The sequence below is a fragment of the Plectonema radiosum NIES-515 genome (assembly GCF_025753815.1).
Lineage (GTDB): Bacteria > Cyanobacteriota > Cyanobacteriia > Cyanobacteriales > Nostocaceae > Hassallia > Hassallia radiosum_A.
In genome coordinates, this window is record NZ_JAOWRF010000391.1 from 1 (window position 1) to 19867 (window position 19867).

Here is a 19867-nt window from a genome sequence, read left to right on the forward strand (position 1 = left end):
CCCCCACTCCCCCACTAACTCCAAAATGCAAATACCCCGCTTACATCCAGACACAATCGACGAAATTAAACAACGGGCTGACATTGTGGATGTCGTTTCGGAGTACGTAGTTTTACGTAAGCGCGGTAAAGATTTTGTTGGGTTATGTCCGTTCCACGATGAGAAAACTCCTAGTTTTACAGTTAGCCAAACCAAGCAGATGTACTTCTGTTTTGGCTGTCAAGCAGGGGGAAATGCCATTAAGTTTTTGATGGATTTGGGCAAGCGCTCTTTTCCAGAGGTGGTGCTAGATTTAGCACGACGTTATGAAGTGCCGGTGCAAACACTCTTACCAGAACAACGACAAGAATTGCAGCGTCAGTTGTCTTTGCGCGATTCCTTATATGAAGTTCTCGCTTCGACGACACAATTTTATCAACATGCTTTGAGACAACCACTAGGAGAAAAAGCGATTGAATATTTGCGCGATCGCCAAATCAAGGAAGAAACAATCCAGCAATTCGGCTTAGGTTACGCTCCAAGCGGTTGGGAAACTCTTTATCGCTATCTGGTGCAGGATAAACATTATCCAGTACAATTGGCAGAAAAAGCGGGTTTGATTAAACCGCGTAAGGAAGGAGGGGGTTATTATGATGTGTTTCGCGATCGCCTAATAATTCCCATCCGTGACGTGCAAGGACGGGTCATAGGCTTTGGTGGAAGAACTCTCACTGATGAGCAGCCTAAGTATCTTAATTCACCAGAAACTGAGCTTTTTAGTAAGGGGAAAACTTTATTCGCTCTCGATCAAGCGAAAGCGGGGATTTCCCAAGTCGATTCGGCTGTGGTAGTGGAGGGATATTTTGATGCGATCGCTCTCCATGCTGCTGGTATAACTAACGTTGTTGCTTCTCTCGGTACAGCATTAAGTTTAGAACAAGTACGGCTCCTATTGCGCTACTGTGATTCTAAAGAACTAATACTCAACTTTGATGCTGATAAAGCTGGGATAAATGCCGCAGAACGAGCAATTGGAGAAATTGCCGAACTTGCGTATAAAGGCGAAGTTAAACTAAAGATTCTCAACTTGCCGAATGGTAAAGATGCCGATGAATATTTGCGCGATCGCACCCCAGAAGATTATCGAGAATTGCTCCTCAATGCCCCACTGTGGCTGAATTGGCAGATTTCGCAAATAATTTGCGATCGCGACTTGAAACAGGCTACAGATTTTCAGCAAGTTTCCCAAGAGATAGTAAAATTACTTAAAAAAATAGAAAATAAAGATACGCGAAATTATTACGTTTCTTATTGTGCAGAAATACTCAGCTTGGGAGATACGAGACTTATACCTTTACGAGTTGAGAATCTTTTAACGCAGATTGCACCTTCTTCTACAGCGCAGCGTCATCCAACACCGCTACGCAAGCATTCAAGAGCTAGAGTAGAAAAGGCAACTATAGATAATAGCGAACGCGGTCTTTTAGATCAAGCAGAGGCTTTATTACTGCGGATTTATTTACATTGTCCCGAACAGCGTGACTGCATTATTGCAGCTTTAGAGGAGCGAGATTTACAATTTAGCCTTTCGCATCATCGGTTTTTGTGGCAAAAAATTTTAGAGATGACTGTTGACATAGATGCCAATTTAGTATCAAATTTGCAAGATAGATATTTGGAATTTTCGGAGGAAATGCAGTTAGTTTCACATCTGTTTCATGTGAGTGAGAAAGAACAGAAGGAAATTTTGCGTGCTCCGCAAGTCATTTTAGTGACAACTGCTTGTATGGAACGAGTGTTGCGAGAAAAGCGCTGTCGTCACTATTTGGAATTGTGGAAGCAAACCGATCCAGAAGCAGAACCAGAGCGATATCAATCATACTGTGACGCCTTCTACGCCGAAAACCAGCGAATTCAGGAATTAGATCGGCAACGGCTATATTCGATTACAGATTTGTTGTCGGGTTGAAGCGTGCGATCGCACTGACCTCACCCCCAACCCCTCTCACGTATGGGAGAGGGGAGTAATCCTGCTCCCCCTTCCCTAGGAGGGAAGGGGGTAGGGGGGTTAGGTCTCTTGAGAACAAGCTGTGGAAATACGCATCAAAACATTATCAAGTTCTTGCCTCACTTCTTCATTTTTAATTCGCAACAAACGCAATCCTCGTGCTTTCAAAACTTTGTCACGTTCTGCATCATATTCAACTTGTTGAGAGTGAATTTTTCCATCCACTTCAATAACTAATGCAGCAGCGTGACAGTAGAAATCTGCTAAAAATCCATCAATAATCTGCTGACGACGAAAGTGTAAATTATTCAAGCGATTTGCGCGAAGATGTTGCCAAAGTATTTTTTCTTCTCGTGTCATTTTACGGCGAAATTCCTTGGCAAGTTGTTGTTTAGCGAAGGTGACTTTTTGTCCAATTACTATATTGTGAGTTCCTTCTTTTCTGGATTTAGAGGGTTGCTGGGGTCTGGGGTTATTCATAAAGTTTGTATGGAAATAGGTTTTTTATCTTTTCCATTATGGCTGACCTCTAGAGTGACTTTGACTAAAGTCAAAGTCGTCCCTCCCCTCCTAGGGGAGGGAAATTAAATTCCCCCCTTCCCTAGTAGGGAAGGGGGGTAGGGGGGTTAGGTCTGCGTGGGGTGCGATCGCACTTTTTGATAGCAATTAAATACTATGTAAAACTAGCGACTTCCACAAAACGTTCAACAGCCAAGCTTTTACGGTTAAGTTTAATTCGTTCAATTTCATGAAGGGTTTCCGCTGTAAAGTAACTTTCACCACAATGAAGACAAGTTATCACAGGAATGTTTTCTATAACCAGCAGGTCTTGACCCTTGCCATAGGTTCTAGTAATCCTGCGGATTTTTGCTCCTTCGCTTCCACAAATATCACACACCATCTAGCATTTTCCTGCTATTAGAGTACATATACAGTAATGATAACGACTTTTCCAGTCGGACTCAATTTGGCAATTATCTCTACTTCGATTTATCTAGTATCAACCATTTCAAAATATGTATTTATACGGTGTTAAATAATAAAAATTATAGATATATTGCTGGTTAATCGTAATGACAATTAATTAAAATTATGGATGAAGTAGTTAGAAAGGTTGCAATTTTAGGTTTACCTGGGGTGCTACTAGTAGTGACAATGGCTGCTACAGGATTTGCAGGTGCTGCTGCTATGACGACAGCCTTAGCAGCTCTCGGTGGACCTTTTGGAATGATAGGTGGTATAACTGTTCTCGGAATCGCTGGATTAGTAGCAGATGCTCTGAGCAAATATGGCATTGATGGTCTTTTAACAGGAATATATTTGGAACGAAAGAATAAAGAGCCAAAAGAAAAACTTTGTAAAGAAATAAACGACTTACCTATTTCTAGCGATATGAAGCGCAAACTCAGGGAAGTTATCGGTTGTAATGATAATAATTTGTAAGTTGAAATTATAGCATAGCTCTATAACTATAAAAGCAACTGTTGCAAAATACGAAGCCCGTCTAATCACGAGCTTTGTTCGTGAGCCAGCATATCTATATTTATTATCTACCTCGCAGTCGCGGGCATTCCCAAAATATCCTCAATCCTCGGCATTTCTTCCAACCGAATCCCTCTACCTTCATCTACTGCAAAAGGCTTTCAATTTCCTCATCACTAAAGCCAAATTGCCTAAAAATACGCAAAACATAAGCAGGAGACATTTCCCCTGCACCCATATCTATAGGAACAACTCTGCGTTTACCTTCAACTTCACGAGTATATAACCTATGGTCGCCTTTTCCCTCTCTATAAAATGTGCATCCGCCTTTTTCTAAAAGCTTAATTAACTCCTTTGGTTTGAGAGAGGGAATATTTTTAGGCATAAACCTTCCTTAATTCATATATATCAGAATCTTGTTCTTCTAACAATAAAAACTCATGTAGTTCTTCGATAGAAATAGGAGATTTATAAATGTTAGTATCAGATTTATAAACATCTTCAAAAGACTCAATAGCTTCTTTTAACTTGTTAATAGCAGTTTCTTGAGTATTTCCTTGTCCAATAATCCCATTTTCTAAACATAAAGCGACCCAATAACCTGTACTTTGCTTAAATACTACTGTGTAAAAGTCCATTTATGTTTACCTAATAAAGTTGTAATGTCAGGTGGGCAATGCCCACCCTACTTTAATTATCTTGCAGCTGTCGGCATCCCTACGCCCAAAATATCCTCAATTCTGGGCATATCTTCTAACGCAATCACTCTACCTTCATCCTCAAAACCAGTAATTTGATCGAAGTTCAAATATCGATACAAATCATCAGCAAAAGGATGAATTTTCTTCGCTACAATGTCCATATATTCCTGCACTGTAGGAATGCGTCCAAGCAACGCACAAACTGCGGCTAATTCCGCTGAACCAAGGTAAACTCGCGCATCTTTACCCATGCGATTATTGAAGTTGCGGGTAGATGTTGAAAACACCGTTGTCCCATCTTCAACTCGCGCTTGATTACCCATACATAAACTGCAACCAGGCATTTCTGTTCGCGCATTTGCCGCATCAAAAATGTTGTAAATACCTTCTTTTTTTAATTGTTGTTCATCCATGCGGGTAGGGGGACAAATCCACAAGCGAGTATTTACTGTTCCTGCACCTTCTAACACTTTCGCTGTGGCTCGATAATGACCGATATTTGTCATACAAGAACCAACAAATACTTCTTGTATTGGGTCGTTCACAACTTCTGATAATAACTTAATATTATCAGGGTCGTTAGGAGCAGCGACAATTGGTTCTTTGATTTCGTTCAAATCAATTTCAATGATTTCTGCATATTCTGCATCTGCATCTGCTGACATCAATACCGGATTTGCTAACCATTCTTCCATTTTGATGACGCGACGCATAATAGTACGAGCATCGGCGTAACCGCGTGCTACCATGTTCTTTAACAGCGCCACGTTGGAACGCAGATATTCAGCAACTGTCTTTACACTCAGTTTAATTGTGCAACCTGCACAAGAACGTTCTGCGGAAGCGTCGGTGAGTTCAAAAGCTTGCTCAACTTTCAAATTTGGCAAGCCTTCTATCTCCATAATCCGCCCTGAGAAGACGTTTTTCTTATTTTTCTTCTCGACTGTCAGCAAGCCTTTTTGAATCGCAACGTAGGGAATTGCGTTCACCACATCTCGCAGGGTGATACCGGGTTGCAATTCTCCTTTAAAGCGTACCAAAACAGATTCTGGCATATCTAAGGGCATTGCACCCAACGCTGCGGCAAAAGCCACCAACCCCGAACCGGCAGGGAAGGAAATTCCTAAGGGAAAGCGGGTGTGAGAATCACCACCTGTACCTACGGTGTCGGGTAACAGCATCCGATTTAGCCAAGAGTGAATTATACCATCACCGGGGCGCAAGGCGACACCACCACGAGAAGCAAAGAAATCAGGTAATTCTTGATGAGTTTTGATGTCAACTGGTTTGGGATAAGCTGCGGTATGGCAGAAACTCTGCATCACTAAGTCTGCGCTGAAACCGAGACAAGCGAGTTCTTTTAATTCGTCGCGAGTCATCGGACCTGTGGTATCCTGAGAACCAACGGTGGTCATAATCGGTTCGCAAGATGTGCCGGGACGCACACCTGGTAAGCCGCAAGCTTTACCGACCATTTTTTGTGCTAAGGTGTAGCCTTTGTTTGTGTTGGCTGGTTGGTGGGGACGCCTAAAGATGGTGCTGGGTTCTAAATTAAGTGCAGCGCGAATTTTATCGGTGAGGGTGCGTCCAATGAGTAAGGGAATGCGTCCACCTGCGCGGACTTCATCTAAGATTGTATCTGGTTTGAGGGTGAAGGTAGAAATAACTTCGCCAGCCTCGTTGGTGATTTCACCTTTGTAGGGATGGATGGTAATCACCATGCCGGTTTCTAATTTGCTGACATCGCACTCGATGGGTAAAGCACCGGAATCTTCAGCGGTGTTAAAGAAGATGGGTGCGATCGCACTTCCTAATATATATCCTCCCGCCCGTTTGTTGGGTACATAAGGGATATCTTGCCCCATGTGCCACAATACTGAATTTATCGCCGATTTCCGCGAGGAACCTGTACCCACTACATCCCCAACATAAGCGACGGGATGCCCTTTTTTCTTTAACTCGTTAATTATTTCTATACCCCCCGGCATCCGTGATTCTAACATCACCAAAGCGTGTAAAGGAATATCCGGGCGGGTTGTGGCGCTTTGCGCTGGTGATAAGTCGTCGGTGTTGGTTTCGCCTGCTACTTTAAATACTGTGACGGTAATAGCTTCGGGTACTTCTGGACGAATAGTAAACCATTCCGCTTTTGCCCAAGAGTTTATCACGCGAAGAGCGAAAGGGTTGGTTTTAGATAATTCTAAGATATCGTGAAAAGCATCATACACTAACAAAATCTTACTCAGGGCAGATGCGGCGTATGCGGCTATTGGTTCCTTTCCTTGTCCCCCCATCACCAAAGGTGTTTCGGAAGAATCGGATACAGAAACTGTGGGAACTTGCATTAGTTCAATGAGCGATCGCACGTTGTAACCGCCGATCATCGTGCCTAGTAATTCTACAGCATCGATGGATGAAATTAACGGGCTGGTGATTTCTTCTTTGGCAATACCTGTGAGAAATCCCGCTTTGACGTAAGCGGCAGGATCGACACCGGGAGGAATGCGATCGCGCAATAAATGCAATAATATCTCCTCTTGACCCTTTGGCGGATTTTTTAGTAATTCGCATAATTCTGAGGATTGCTTCGCATCCAATGGTAAAGGGGGAATACCGAGTTGGGCACGTTCCTCAACATGTTGACGGTATTGTTCTAGCATTTTTATGTTCTCCATTGGAATGTTCTCCCTTTAATTATGAAATATTTTTAGGCAATACTTGGCTATAAAAGTTTAGGTTACTTTTATTACTAAAAGTATTACTGGTAATCGGTTATTAGCAAATTTTTTATACTGAAAGTTTAGTTTTCGTCAACCGAATATCTTTACACTTTGATAGAATACGAGCAATCCTGTTTAGTATTGCTGTGAAATCGCAATTATGGTTAAAAATTAATCTAGTAATGATTTATCCTTATTGTTGGTTTAACCAATTTTCTAAATCAGCAACAATAGAAAAGTCTAGCAATGCTTCTCCTAAATTCTCTAATTGTTCAATCGATAAGCCTTGAATCCGTTCGATTAATGATGCATTAATTTCCCCAATACGGCGATTCAGTTGACGTATAACTAGACGTTGTTCTCCTTGTTTATTTCCTTATTGTACAGCTTGTTCTCTGTCTCTTTGATAAAGTGGTTCTAGTCGCATAATTAACTCCCTATCATCTGCTTCTAATTCTTGGTTTACTCTCAAGTTTTCGTGCAAGTTGTAAACTAATTCGAGAGTTGCTTTTTGGTATGGATGATCTAATGGTAACGCTTGCAACTCGATAATCGCTTGTGCCTGCACATTTCCCCTTCCTAAAAGCCTTAACCATAAGGTTTCCGGTGTTTGGGGTAGTTGGTGTATAGCAACAATTGCTGTTCGCAAGGCATCTGGCAGAAAATGTACTCCCGATAACCAACCTGCTTTTTGTATAGTTCCGAAGCTAGACAATTAGCATAAGTCCGTTTAAACTGATATCTTGCACCATTCTCAATAACCCGCCGAGGAATAAATTCCCCGGCTGATAGCTAAAGTCGTCTTTAGACGACTGAGTAAGAATTTTAGTCCATTGAAATGGACTTATGCTATCAGCAAAGGATTTTGATTTCCGGACGGGTCTGGATGCGCTCTTGAGAATGGTGCAAGATGTTAGTTTAAACGGACTCAAAGACTTTCCTAGTCAGATTTATCTGACTTTCGCTATAAGCCAAGAAATTTATTTCTTGGCGGGACGAAAAGTTGCATAAGCAATTGATTGCACCTTTACTTCATAGTCAACTGCGATCGCTTTAACCTTAAGCCTTAATGTTGTAACCTCAAGGCTTGATGTTATAGCTTTAAGACTTCATCATATAACCTTAAGCCTGAATGTTCTAATCTTAAGCCTTAATGTTCTAGCTTTAAAGGTTAATGTTATAAGCTTAAGGCTGAATGTTGTAACCTTAAGAGTCAACATTGTAACATTATCGCGCATATTCTATAGTAAGCAAATTTAACTAATTTATTTGGGTTTATTATAGTAAAATTGCTCATCATAGCTGCAAAATCAGCCTTAAATCATATTGTCGCAGCAACGGCGCGATCGCACCCTGGATTGATCAATAATAACGCGATCGCGCATTTGGGAAAATTTCAACATGGAAGTTCAACCAAAAGAAATCAGGAATTATTTAAGATTTGATGGTATAGATATTTTTTCTGAGTGGTTTGACTCTCTCAAAGCCAAAGCCAGAAAAAAGGAATCATTGGGGTAGTCGTTTTTTGCCTTCTTTGAAGAATAAGGGCAAGAAGAAGTCATCTGGGCAGATGAGTTTACCTTGGGACAAGCAACGAGTCACTGAAGATACTGAGGTGGATGAGGTAGTAGAAAAGTTTATTTATGCGAATTGCTATCAACACTGCGATCGCAATTCCCCCCACAGAATCACGAGAAGCACCCACATCGGGACCGGCAGCTTTGAGAACTTCGCGGGTTGTTCCAAATAAACTATAAAGAGAGTTCATCGCTTCTCGATCCCTTACCCCGGTCAACTTCCAATAGTTGTACAGCAATGCGCGTCACCAATTCCACATAAAGCGACCAAGCGGCTTTCCGTTCTGTGAGGTCAACTTTCCAAGCCATCGAACCAATGCCAAAAGGCAGACTTACAGATACAGTTTCTAAAGAAACGCGATCGCGCTTATTTAATCACTCTTTAACCTAAAGTTTTATGGTAATATCTGGATATTTTGAGTTTAATTCAGATAAACTAACACATTTGTCCGTTGCATCACCTTATAATTGTCTATGTCTAAAACTTACACCGTTGAAATTTTACACCAAGGCAAAACTCACACTTTGCAAGTTGCTGAAAATGAAACCGTCTTATCAGTTGCCGATGCTGCTGGTTTAGATTTACCAAGTTCTTGTCATGCAGGTGTTTGTACAACTTGTGCGGCTCAAATTACTCAAGGATCTGTAGATCAAACTGATGGCATGGGTGTTAGTCCAGATTTACAAAAACAAGGTTATACTCTACTTTGTGTCGCTTATCCGCGTTCGGATTTGAAAATTGAGACAGGAAAAGAAGATATCGTTTATCAGTTACAATTTGGGAAAGAATGATAATGTTTAGTTGTTAATTGCTTAGTTAGCAAAAAAGCTTAAAAAAGTTTTATAGATTAACAACTAAAAATTATTTAAGCTGTATTTTAGTTAACTTTTAATCAAGCTATTCACGCTTAAACTCTAAACAAAAGGAACTGAGATGACTACGCATTTTATCAACGCAGAAATTGACTTGCAAGAAACTCCCTCAGAATTACTAAAAGCAATTGAGACAGAGTTACAAAAAGAGGGAGAACCTCTCCGATGGGCAATTACTTCTGTAGATGTTGAAAAAGAATCATGCAGTGTTGAAGCTGTTGTAATTAAAGTTAGGAGGAGCGGAGGAGCGGAGGAGCGGAGGAGCGGAGGAGCGGAGGAGCGGAGTTTTTGATTTCGTTTGTTAAGTTTTGTATTGAAGATTGTTTTCAACTCCAAACTCCTAACTCCAAACTCCTAACTTATAATTCCTAACTCCAAACTCCAAACTCCAAACTCCTAACTCCAAACTCCAAACTCCTAACTTATAATTCCTAACTCCAAACTCCAAACTCCAAACTCCAAACTCCAAACTCCTAACTCCAAACTCCAAACTCCAAACTCCAAACTCCAAACTCCTAACTCCTAACTCCTAACTCCTAACTCCTAACTGGAGCGAAACGACTAATGCGTCCATATACCGCTATCTTAATTATACCAACTGGTATCGGGGCAGAAATTGGGGGTTATGCAGGAGATGCATTGCCAGTTGCTAAAGTTGTATCTCAAGTTTGCGATCGCCTAATTACTCACCCCAATGTCCTCAATGGTGCCAGTTTATATCGGAATTTGCCCAATACTTTCTACGTCGAAGGTTATGGACTTGACAAATTTGCCGCCGGATGCTGGGGATTGCGTCCAGTTCATCAAAATCGCATAGGTTTGCTTTTAGACCAAGGAATTGAGCCAGAGTTGCGACTGCGACATTTGCAAGCAGCCGATGCTGCCAGAGCCACCCTAGGATTGTCGTTGACAGATTATGTAATAACTGATGCACCTTTAGAAGTAGAATTGCGGACATCGTCATCGGGTGCGAGTTGGGGGACAATTGGCAACCCAGATAGCTTATTAAGGGCAGCGGAAGTACTGATTGATAAAGCTGGAGCACAGGCGATCGCAGTTGTCGCCCGTTTCCCCGATAATATTGATCAAGAAGCCGATCAAAACTACCGTCACGGAAAAGGAGTCGATGCGATCGCAGGAGCAGAAGCCGTAATTAGCCATTTAATCGTGCGAACCTTTCAAATTCCTTGCGCTCATTCCCCCGCACTTTCTCCCGTACCCGTAGATCCCGATTTATCTCCACGTTCCGCCGCCGAAGAATTAGGTTATACTTTCTTACCATGCGTGCTTGTCGGTTTAAGTAGCGCACCCCAATTTATTGTCCCCCAAACTAATCAATTGCCCGAACCGACTGACATTTGGGCTAATCAAGTTGATGCCGTCATCGTACCCGCAACCGCCTGTGGTGGTAGCACTCTGTTAAGCTTGAATAATAGACGATGCCAAATCATCACCGTCCTTGAAAACAAAACTCACATGCAAGTTCCTCCCCAACCCTTGGGAATCAAGTGCATACAGGTAAACTCATATTTAGAGGCAGTAGGTGCATTAGTAGCACACAAAGCAGGCATCAACCCATCTGCCCTAAGCTCAAAAATATCGTCTTTGCAGTTATTTGTTAGTTGATAGTTGTTAGTTGATAGTTGTTAGTTGATAGGCATTGGGCATTTATCCCCCTTGTCCCCCTTGTCCCCCCTGTCCCCCTGTCCCCCTCTCCCCCCTCCCGTGGAACAACAGCAAAAGCAAGAACCAGAAATTCCCTACCTGACACGCACCCAAGTGCTTGTGGCAATGGGTGTGACTGCAATAATTTTATGGATAATTGCCAAGTTGTGGTTGCGCTTTGGCAACGTAGCGATATTTTCTTGGCACTGGCAGGGTAAAGATTTACTCTTAGGAATAGCCTTAGGATTAATCATCACCTCTGTGAGTGGATTAGCTTATCGTTTTTGGTCTGCTTACCGCAAAAGTGCAGATTATTACTTAGAAATAGTACTTAAACCCTTAGTTTTACCAGACATAATTTGGCTGGGATTACTACCAGGATTAAGTGAAGAATTGTTATTTCGGGGTGTAATGTTGCCGGCTTTGGGAGCAGATCATGTAGCGGTAATTGTATCGAGTCTCTGTTTTGGTGTTTTACACCTTAGCAGTCCCCAACAATGGACTTATGTGATTTGGGCAACTATTGTTGGGTTAATATTAGGGTACAGTGCTTTAATTACTGGTAACTTGTTAGTGCCGATTGTTGCTCATATGTTGACGAATTTGATTTCTAGTTATTTTTGGAAAATTCGGCGATTAGGTTAAAGTAGAGACGTAAGGCGTGGAACGTCTCTACTGCAAATTTTTATATACTATTTGCATAATTTTTGGGAAAGTTGAGACATATGTCTGTATATAACTAAATTATGCTCTCATCATGGTTAAGCGGAGGCTTTTCCTGTGGTTCTCCCTTCAAAATTTCCTATAAACAAGACACATCGCTTTTCGGCAATCACTGCAACCTTGCTTTCCTTAGTTTATACGGTGTCTGGTCAACCAAATATTTTTCGGGCTGTCGCACAAAAACCTAGTGCAGGTGAAGTTACCCAGCCTTTACAAAACCGCAAGGCAGAAGCTGATAAACTTTTAGAAATGGGGACTAAGCAGCTGGATGACGACGAAAATGAAGCATCGTTGCAGTCCTTTGAAAAAGCACTAGCTATTTATCGAGAGATTAAAAACCGTCAGGGAGAAGGTAAAGCATTACAGGGAGTAGCAAATGCATATCTTTCCCAGGAGAATAGTGAGAAAGCGATTGAATATTCACAAGCTAGTTTAACAATTGCAAAAGAAATTAAAGACCGAGAATTAGAAGGAAAGTCTTTAAGTATTTTAGGTGCAGCGTATATAGTCAGCAAAGACTTTAACAAAGCGCTAGAGTACCAACAGCAAGCTTTAGCCATTGCGCGAGAAATTCAAAATCGGGAACTTGAATTTCATGCATTGCGACGCATTGGTCGTATTTACAATGCCCAGCAGAATTATCAAAAAGCAATTGAATATTATCAGCAAAGCTTGGCAGTTGCAAAACAAAATAATAATCCGAAATTAAAAGGGTATGATCTACAAAGTTTAGCTGACGCTTATAACTCACTTAAAGATTATCAGAAAGCGCTTGATTATTATCAGCAAAGCTTGGCAGTCGCACGAGAAATAAAAAATCGGAAAGATGAATCATCGATTTTGTTATTTTTAGGCAGTTTGTACTACAATTCTCTCAAAGACTACCAAAAAGCAATTGATTATTATCAGCAAAGCTTGGTAATTGCACGAGAAATAAAAAACCGTGAGGTTGAAACAAAAGCCCTATCAAACCTTGGTTTAACTTATAACTATAAACTAAAAGATTATCCCAAAGCTTTAGAATATTTTCAGCAAAGTTTAGTAGTTGCGCGAGAAATAAAAAATCAAGATTTAGAATCAAATATTTTATATAATCTTGGCAAAACTTACCAGGCTTTGAAAAATAATCAGAAAGCGCTCTTATACTTTCAGCAAACTACCCAAATTAATTTATCAAAAAACAAACTTAACTGTGAATCAAGTGATTTATATTCTCTCGGTGCAGCTTACCAAGAATTGGAAGACTATACGAAAGCAATTGAGTATTACAACCAAGCTTTGGTAATTGAACATCAAACTAAAAAGCTTGATTGTGAATTAAATATTCTGACTTCGACAACTGACAATTATATTTCTTTAAAAGACTACCAAAAAGCGATTAATACCTCTCAACAAGCTTTGATAATTGCGCGAGAACTCAAAGATCGTGAAAAAGAATATAAAATTTTAGCTTACGGTTTAGGCAAGGCTTATAACTCTTTACAAGATTATAAGAAAGCCATTGATTATTTTCAGCAAAGTATCGCTGTAGTCAGGGAACTGAAGAACCGCGATAAAGAATCTGATTTATTGACTGATATAGGTAATATTTATCACGATTCAGTGAAAGATTACCCCAAGGCAATTGAATACTATCACCAAGCATTAGTTATTGCCAAAGAAATCAAAGACCGTGGTTATCAACTTACAAATCTCAAAAATATTGGTCTTGCTAACTATAACTTGCACAACTATCAAAAGGCAATTGAATACTACCAGCAAGCATTAGTCATTGCCCAAGAAATCAAAAACCAAGATAGGCAAACAGACATCCTAATGAATTTAGGCAATGCTTTTATTTATCTCAAAGATCAACCAAAAGCAGTTGCTCAATATCAACAAGCTATCCAGGTAGCACGGGAAAGTAAAAACCGAGATTTAGAAACAAAGACTTTGACACAGGTGGGTGTGTCTTATGGTGTTAATGTCGGAAATTGGCAGCAAAGTTTAGTATACTTTCAGCCAGCCTTAGTAATTGCCAGAGAAACAAAAAACCGCGAAAGTGAAGGGCAACTTTTAACCTTGATTGGTAGTGCTTATAACTACATTGGGAATTTGCCTAAAGGCATTGAAACGCTTCAACAAGCTGTGCTAGTAACCAAGGAAACTCAAGACGTGAAATGGGAGGGATTAGCTTTGGGAAATCTGGCTGCTGCTTATCTAGGGCAGGGAGATACTTCTAAAGCGATCGCCTATAGTCAGCAAGCATTAAACAATGGACATATTAAAGATCGCTCTGTGGAAGGGTTAGCATTAGTCGTTTTGGGTCTTACTTACTCGGTTGGGCAATCTGATTATCAAAAAGCTATTGAGTTAACACAACAAGCTTTAACTATTGCGCGGGAAAGTAAAAATCGTTTCCTGGAATCACAAGCTTTGGATTCTTTAAGTGATATTTATACAGACCTTCAAGAATATCCTAAAGCAATTAAGTTTGCCAAACAGAGTTTAGCTGTTGCCCAAGAAATCAAAATCCCCATTGCCGAAATAACGTCATTGTTATCTTTGGCAAATATTTCCGCTCACTTGGGAGACTATCCCCAAGCGATTTCCTATTACCAACAAACTCTAGCATTTTCCCGCAAAACCCAAAGCCGTTTAATGGAAGGTATTACTTTGCTGTCGTTAAGCGGTATTTATTATGACCAAGAAAATGCCCAAAAAACCCTTGAACTAGCGCAACAAGCCGCAGTAATATTTGATGAAACCAAAAGTCCTTTGTTCAAAGGTGTTGCGTTGTCAGGTGTGAGTAGCGGTTATGCTGGCTTGCAAGACTATGCAAAAGCCATTTTCACAACCCAAGAAATGCTGGATATTGCTAGGAAGCTGAAAAATCCAGGGTTTGAATACAGCGCTTTAGCGCAACTCGCATATCTCTACCGGAAATCGGGCAAGATTCAACAAGCAATACCCTTATATGAACAAGCATTAAAAACTAATCCCACTCCGGAAATTCCTGGTAGTGGTGCGGGTGTTCGCACAGGTTTGGCTCGCGCTTATCGCAGTTTGAATCAGCCCCAAAAGGCGATAGAGTATTACAGAGAAGCTGTTAGTGGTGTAGAGCAAGTGCGGCAAAAAATCCAAGGATTGCCCCCACAATTGCAAGCATCTTTCTTACAAGCAGGACGAGAAGGTGAAAAAAGAGCAGATACATATCGAGAGTTAGCAGATTTATTACTTTCTCAAGGACAAGTAGCGATCGCGCAGCAAGTTTTAGATTTGCTCAAACTGCAAGAATTAAAGGATTATCTAAATATTCGGCTGACTAGGCAAACTAACCCCAGTATGAACCCGATGCTAGACAAAGCAGTGGCATTGGGTAGAGAATTAGACGCACTGGAGAGCATTCAACCATCGAGTAAAAGAACAAGCATCCAGCAACAACGCATCGTTGAATTGCGGAAAATTCAGGCAGAATTTAGTCAAGAATTTGGCGACTTTCTCAAAAATCCAGAAGTGGAAAAACTGGTAGCACAGTTGCAGAAAAATAGTGGAGGAGAAAATATCAATTTGGAGACTCAGATAAAAGCCATACAAGACAGCCTGAAACGACTTCAACAAGATGCAGTGATTTTCTATCCTTTAGTTCTGAAAGACCGTCTAGAACTGATTTTAGCTACTCCCTATGGTCCCCCTATTCATCGCACAGTTGCAGTTACACAAAAACAACTTAATAGTGCAATCGAGAAATTCCGCGATGATTTGAAACGTCCTAGCAGCAATGCGAAAGTTTCCGGTGCTCAACTCTATGAATGGTTGATTAAACCTCTTGAAAAAGACCTTGCGGAAACTAAAACTAAAACTATTATTTACGCTCCCGATGGCAAATTGCGTTACATCCCTTTAGCCGCTTTATATGATGGTAATCAATGGCTGGTGCAACGCTTCCGGATCAATAATATTACTGCTCTTAGTCTGACAAATTTTAATACCAAACCACAATCTCAACCCCAAGTTTTAGCTGCTGCTTTCACTAACACTGAACGTAGTGTCAAAGTTAAGGTTGGGAAAGATGAATTTACATTTGCAGGGTTACCTTTTGCAGGTCGTGAAGTTGAAGCGATCGCTGCGACAATTAACAATACTAAAAAACTGGTAGATAACCAATTTAATTTGGATATTGTCTATTCGATGAATGACTACTCAATAGTACATTTAGCAACTCATGCTGCTTTTGTCACGGGTCAGCCAGAGAATTCTTTCATTCTATTTGGTAATGGAAAATATGTGACTCTACGCGATGTGCAAAACTGGAATTTATCTCATGTAGATTTGGTGGTGTTGAGTGCTTGCGAAACAGGTTTAGGTAATGGTTTAACTAATAAGTTGGGGGATGGTAAAGAGATTTTAGGCTTTGGTTATCAAATACAACGAACTGGTGCTAAATCAGCTATTTCTACTTTATGGTCTGTTGATGACGGTGGTACGCAAGCTTTAATGGATAATTTCTATACTATATTGCCAAAGCCCAACATCACCAAAGCTGAAGCACTCCGACAAGCCCAAATCGCTTTAATAACTAATAAAGGTGTATCAGCACTTAACAATGATTTCAGCCATCCTCATTACTGGGCACCGTTTATTCTCATCGGCAATGGGCTTTAAAAATAGGTAGAGACGTTCCCGTGGAACGTCTTCGCGGGATTTATTGCGTATATTTATTTAATTGGTGTAAATTGTGTTGAGATGCAAGTGCGATCGCAATCGGTAAGATTCGATGTTCTTCAACTTGAATTCTAGCGTGAAGCGTTTCTGGTGTATCATTAGGCAACACTGGCACCGCAGCTTGCATCAAAATTGCACCGCTATCCATTTCTAAACATACCAAATGCACCGTACAGCCCGCAATTTTCACACCAGCAGCAAAAGCTTGTTCTACAGCATTAACTCCCTTAAAACTGGGCAACAAACTCGGATGAATATTGATTATCTTATCAGGAAAGGCATCAATTAAAATCGGTGTCACCAATCGCATCCAACCTGCCATAATCACCCATTCAACATCATATTGCCGCAAAGTTTGCACAATTTCCCCATCAAATTCTTCGCGGTTTTTGTATTTGCGGTGGTCTAAAAAGACAGATGGTACACCCAAATTTTCAGCACGGACTGCTGCTTTTGCCGAGGTATTATTGTAAATCAAAACTTGAATTTTGGCATCAAGTTCCCCATTTTTGATTGCTTGAGCAACTGATTCAAAATTGCTGCCATTTCCAGAAGCCATGATTCCCAATTTTAAAGGTGCTGACATCAGCTTTTTTGGCAAAATATTGGGTGATATCAAGCTGGAGGTAACTGAATTTATACTCATCTATTATTAACGTAGAAGACTGGAACCAGCAGGACATTGAATTTGCCCCCCTTCCTTACCAGGGATAAATTTTACCATTGTCGGTGGTATTTTGGAAGGATTATTAGTTTCACAAATACCAGCAATTGTCAAGGATTCGCCGTTAACTTTAGTTACAAATACAGCACCAGTATAACTTTTGCTTTCCGGACTTTTGGCAGTAGCTGTCATCATCACCCTGGAAGTTAATTTGCCTTGAGGTAGAATCTTGTATTGGTAATTATCAGTTTCTAGCTTAGTCGCAATAGCCAATTGCTCAATTTTTGTGGCAAACTTGTTGTTTTCTAAATAATAAGCTTGCTGTGTGCGGTTCATCGCGGTAATTATTACTTCACCTTCCATTGTTGGATTACTGCTAGCTTGATTTTCTGGTTCACCATTGAAAACTTGCACATTTTCTGGCAAAGTCGTTGCATCCGAAATTTTCTCAAATATGATTGCGTTAGGATAAAAAGCTTTTGGTCTGGGTTGTCCCGGATTAGTATCATGTAACTGCAACCGCATTTTGCCATCAGCAAGAAACTCAAAAATTGTTAATATTGGTTCTGCACTAGTTGGTATTGTCACATCCAACTGCATCGGTTTGGTATTCGGATTAATGCGATACCGAAATTCTAAGGCAACAGGAGTACTAGAGCTAGATGGTAGGGAGAATAATTTTCCTTGTGGAGTGAAAATGAAGATTAAGGTTTCTGAAGATGAAGAAGCTTTTGCTTTCCATTGCCCTAATAATTTCTGGTTAACATTTGTATTACCAGGTTGAGATTGAGTCGGTAACGGTGTATTTTGGTTTTGAGCTAGTACTGTTGTATTGAGTGTAGCAAGTAGCCCGATAATTATGCTATTGGTCAGCAATTGAAGAGTGATTTGCCGTTTGTTAATTTTTAGTAGGTTTGGATACATCATGCTTACATACTAGTTGCGTAACAGGATCTTTAACTCTTGTCAATTGGTCTGCTACTCAACAAAAAAACAGGATAATTACGTGTAAACGATTATAGCTTTATGAACTAAAATTTTGAATATTAACGAGTTTTTATGACATCAACCCGATCGCGTCAATTGCTAGATAACGATACTGTAGCTGCCTGGATTTTTCTCACCCCAGCATTGATTTTACTGTTCATCTTTCTTCTGTACCCGATCGCCTATTTATTTTTCCTCAGCTTCACCGCTGGTAGTTTCACTTCTACAGGTATTCATTGGGTAGGATTGAAAAATTATTGGCGTTTGTTAATCAACCCAGATTTTTGGCAAGTTCTGAATAACACGTCTTATTTCGCGATCGCCAGCGTTATTCCCAGTCTAATTATACCCTTAGGATTGGCGGTGTTATTAAATCGTAACTTGCCATTGCGAGGAATTCTCCGAACTGCCTATTTTCTCCCTTCAATTATCTCTCTAGTTGCGGCTGGTTTAGGATTTCGCTGGCTATTTCAAACCGACGGACCAGTTAACGCAGCTTTAAATTTGCTTGGAAGACCCCCAATTCCTTGGTTAGGAGATACATTTTGGGCAATGCCAGTATTAATTTTATTAAGTATTTGGAAACAACTTGGTTTTAATATGGTGGTATTTTTGGCAGGGTTGCAAGCCATTCCTCCGAGTCGTTACGAAGCAGCGGAACTTGATGGGGCAAATGCTTGGCAACAATTTTGGTATATTACTTTGCCAGGATTGCGACCGACTTTAATTTTTGCGATCGTTACTACTGTAATTTTCACATTGCGGAGTTTTGAACAAGTTTATGTAATTACAGGTGGTGGTCCATTGAATTCTACCAATTTATTAGTTTATTACATATACCAAGAAGCATTTGGTCAATTTGATTTTGGTTATGCAGCAGCAGCAGCGACAGCATTGTTAGCAGTGACGTTGGTATTAGTTTACTTGCAATTGCTCTCCTTCGGGGACGAGAGTTGAGAGGAGGGGGGGAGGGGGGGAGGGGGGGATGGGGACCTAACTCCCAACTCCTAACTACTAACTCCTAACTCCTAACTCCCAACTCCTCACTCCTCACTCCTAACTCCTAACTCCTCACTCCTCACTCCTAACTTTTAACTCTTCAAAGTCAATTTGCTAACAGCGGCAATTAGCTGTGCTGGTTCGACTGGTTTGGGGAGATGGTATGAGAAGCCGGCTGAAATTGCAAGTTTGCGATCGTATTCTCCAGCATAAGCTGTCAGAGCGATCGCTGGAATCTCTCCTCCTTTTTCTGGCAACCAATTTCTCACTTGACGAATCAGCATGTACCCGTCCATTTCCGGCATCCCAATATCACTTAATAAAACATCTAATTTCGACTTTGCCAAGATTTGCAGTGCTTCCAGCGCTGAATCTACTGCGATCACTTCGGCTTTCTCTTGTTGCAATACGAAGCTGATAAAGTCTCGTGAATCAACATCATCATCTACAACCAGTATTTTGATTCCTTCCAAATTAGGTGAATTAAGTTCAGCTTCTGTTGTCAACTCACTTTCTGGTAAATCTGTTGTTGACAACAATGGCAGCTTAACTGTAAATGTTGCTCCCTGTCCTTCGCCGAGACTTTCTACAAAGACTGTACCACCGTGGAGTTCTACTAATTGTCGCACGATCGCTAATCCTAATCCCAATCCACCAAATTTTCTCGTAGTCGCGCTATCTGCTTGACGGAAGTAATCAAACACATAAGGTAAAAACTCTAGGGCAATACCTTTACCTGTATCGCTAACTGTAATCTGAGCATACCGGCAGGGGGGGAGCGGGAG

The 19867-nt window shown here is 40.7% G+C and carries 21 protein-coding genes and 1 pseudogene; 10 read left to right on the top strand and 12 right to left on the bottom strand.

Features of this window, described 5'->3' with window-relative positions:
• Window positions 1-25: 25 nt before the first annotated feature.
• Complete coding sequence (gene dnaG / locus OGM63_RS27635; RefSeq protein WP_263748961.1) at window positions 26-1948, top strand: DNA primase; 1923 nt, start codon at window positions 26-28, stop codon at window positions 1946-1948.
• Between the two features lie 99 nt (window positions 1949-2047).
• On the opposite strand, the gene OGM63_RS27640 is transcribed toward dnaG, so the two are convergent.
• Together OGM63_RS27640 and OGM63_RS27645 are read right to left on the bottom strand one after the other, a co-directional pair.
• Window positions 2048-2467: an endonuclease domain-containing protein gene (locus OGM63_RS27640; RefSeq protein ID WP_263748940.1), complete on the bottom strand. Its 420-nt coding sequence runs from the start codon at window positions 2465-2467 to the stop codon at window positions 2048-2050.
• Window positions 2468-2660: 193 nt separating this feature from the next.
• Window positions 2661-2888, bottom strand: a complete 228-nt coding sequence (locus OGM63_RS27645) for a type II toxin-antitoxin system MqsA family antitoxin (RefSeq protein WP_263748941.1) — start codon at window positions 2886-2888, stop codon at window positions 2661-2663.
• Window positions 2889-3079: 191 nt separating this feature from the next.
• Here OGM63_RS27645 and OGM63_RS27650 point away from each other — a divergent pair, with 191 nt between their 5' ends.
• On the top strand, window positions 3080-3430 hold the full coding sequence (locus tag OGM63_RS27650) for a hypothetical protein (RefSeq protein ID WP_263748942.1): 351 nt from the start codon (window positions 3080-3082) through the stop codon (window positions 3428-3430).
• A gap of 184 nt (window positions 3431-3614) precedes the next feature.
• On the opposite strand, the gene OGM63_RS27655 is transcribed toward OGM63_RS27650, so the two are convergent.
• The 5 genes and pseudogenes from OGM63_RS27655 to OGM63_RS27675 form a co-directional block, all read right to left on the bottom strand.
• Entirely contained in the window at window positions 3615-3854 is a 240-nt protein-coding gene (locus OGM63_RS27655; RefSeq protein ID WP_263748943.1) for a type II toxin-antitoxin system HicA family toxin, read from the bottom strand.
• A complete protein-coding gene (locus OGM63_RS27660) occupies window positions 3847-4107 on the bottom strand; it encodes a type II toxin-antitoxin system HicB family antitoxin (protein ID WP_263748944.1) in 261 nt (86 codons plus the stop codon). Before OGM63_RS27660 ends, OGM63_RS27655 begins: the two co-directional genes overlap by 8 nt.
• A gap of 56 nt (window positions 4108-4163) precedes the next feature.
• Window positions 4164-6830 carry a bifunctional aconitate hydratase 2/2-methylisocitrate dehydratase gene (gene acnB, locus OGM63_RS27665; RefSeq protein WP_263748962.1) on the bottom strand — a complete coding sequence of 889 codons (2667 nt, stop codon included), beginning with the start codon at window positions 6828-6830 and terminating at the stop codon, window positions 4164-4166.
• A gap of 253 nt (window positions 6831-7083) precedes the next feature.
• Window positions 7084-7254: pseudogene (locus tag OGM63_RS27670) on the bottom strand (DUF4351 domain-containing protein); the annotation flags it as partial.
• A gap of 12 nt (window positions 7255-7266) precedes the next feature.
• On the bottom strand, window positions 7267-7605 hold the full coding sequence (locus OGM63_RS27675; protein ID WP_263748945.1) for a hypothetical protein: 339 nt from the start codon (window positions 7603-7605) through the stop codon (window positions 7267-7269).
• Window positions 7606-7736: 131 nt separating this feature from the next.
• Between OGM63_RS27675 and OGM63_RS27680 the strand changes: the two genes are divergently transcribed.
• Both OGM63_RS27680 and OGM63_RS27685 read left to right on the top strand, forming a co-directional pair.
• Window positions 7737-7901 carry a hypothetical protein gene (locus OGM63_RS27680; protein WP_263748946.1) on the top strand — a complete coding sequence of 55 codons (165 nt, stop codon included), beginning with the start codon at window positions 7737-7739 and terminating at the stop codon, window positions 7899-7901.
• Window positions 7902-8179: 278 nt separating this feature from the next.
• The gene (locus tag OGM63_RS27685) at window positions 8180-8335 is read left to right on the top strand and encodes a hypothetical protein (RefSeq protein WP_263748947.1); all 156 of its coding nucleotides are present in this window, start codon (window positions 8180-8182) and stop codon (window positions 8333-8335) included.
• Window positions 8336-8466: 131 nt separating this feature from the next.
• On the opposite strand, the gene OGM63_RS27690 is transcribed toward OGM63_RS27685, so the two are convergent.
• A complete protein-coding gene (locus tag OGM63_RS27690; protein WP_263748948.1) occupies window positions 8467-8658 on the bottom strand; it encodes a hypothetical protein in 192 nt (63 codons plus the stop codon).
• On the bottom strand, window positions 8642-8776 hold the full coding sequence (locus OGM63_RS27695; RefSeq protein ID WP_263748949.1) for a hypothetical protein: 135 nt from the start codon (window positions 8774-8776) through the stop codon (window positions 8642-8644). Before OGM63_RS27695 ends, OGM63_RS27690 begins: the two co-directional genes overlap by 17 nt.
• A 165-nt stretch (window positions 8777-8941) precedes the next feature.
• Between OGM63_RS27695 and OGM63_RS27700 the strand changes: the two genes are divergently transcribed.
• From OGM63_RS27700 to OGM63_RS27720, 5 genes are all read left to right on the top strand, one after another.
• Entirely contained in the window at window positions 8942-9259 is a 318-nt protein-coding gene (locus tag OGM63_RS27700) for a 2Fe-2S iron-sulfur cluster-binding protein (RefSeq protein ID WP_263748951.1), read from the top strand.
• Window positions 9260-9401: 142 nt separating this feature from the next.
• A complete protein-coding gene (locus tag OGM63_RS27705; protein WP_263748953.1) occupies window positions 9402-9632 on the top strand; it encodes a DUF8621 family protein in 231 nt (76 codons plus the stop codon).
• Window positions 9633-9904: 272 nt separating this feature from the next.
• Complete coding sequence (locus tag OGM63_RS27710; protein WP_263748954.1) at window positions 9905-10966, top strand: DUF3326 domain-containing protein; 1062 nt, start codon at window positions 9905-9907, stop codon at window positions 10964-10966.
• Window positions 10967-11065: 99 nt separating this feature from the next.
• Window positions 11066-11650 (top strand): CPBP family intramembrane glutamic endopeptidase, encoded by a 585-nt coding sequence (locus OGM63_RS27715; protein WP_263748955.1) that lies wholly within the window; start codon window positions 11066-11068, stop codon window positions 11648-11650.
• A 135-nt stretch (window positions 11651-11785) separates the two neighbouring features.
• Window positions 11786-16372 carry a tetratricopeptide repeat protein gene (locus OGM63_RS27720; protein WP_263748956.1) on the top strand — a complete coding sequence of 1529 codons (4587 nt, stop codon included), beginning with the start codon at window positions 11786-11788 and terminating at the stop codon, window positions 16370-16372.
• Between the two features lie 40 nt (window positions 16373-16412).
• On the opposite strand, the gene purN is transcribed toward OGM63_RS27720, so the two are convergent.
• Window positions 16413-17078 carry a phosphoribosylglycinamide formyltransferase gene (purN, locus tag OGM63_RS27725; RefSeq protein ID WP_263748957.1) on the bottom strand — a complete coding sequence of 222 codons (666 nt, stop codon included), beginning with the start codon at window positions 17076-17078 and terminating at the stop codon, window positions 16413-16415.
• 6 nt (window positions 17079-17084) lie between these two features.
• Window positions 17085-18023, bottom strand: a complete 939-nt coding sequence (locus OGM63_RS27730; protein ID WP_263748958.1) for a type IV pilin-like G/H family protein — start codon at window positions 18021-18023, stop codon at window positions 17085-17087.
• Between the two features lie 132 nt (window positions 18024-18155).
• Between OGM63_RS27730 and OGM63_RS27735 the strand changes: the two genes are divergently transcribed.
• Window positions 18156-19040 (top strand): carbohydrate ABC transporter permease, encoded by an 885-nt coding sequence (locus OGM63_RS27735; RefSeq protein WP_263748959.1) that lies wholly within the window; start codon window positions 18156-18158, stop codon window positions 19038-19040.
• 134 nt (window positions 19041-19174) lie between these two features.
• Here OGM63_RS27735 and OGM63_RS27740 read toward each other — a convergent pair.
• On the bottom strand, window positions 19175-19867 hold a 693-nt coding region (locus OGM63_RS27740), incomplete at its 5' end, for an ATP-binding response regulator (protein WP_263748960.1).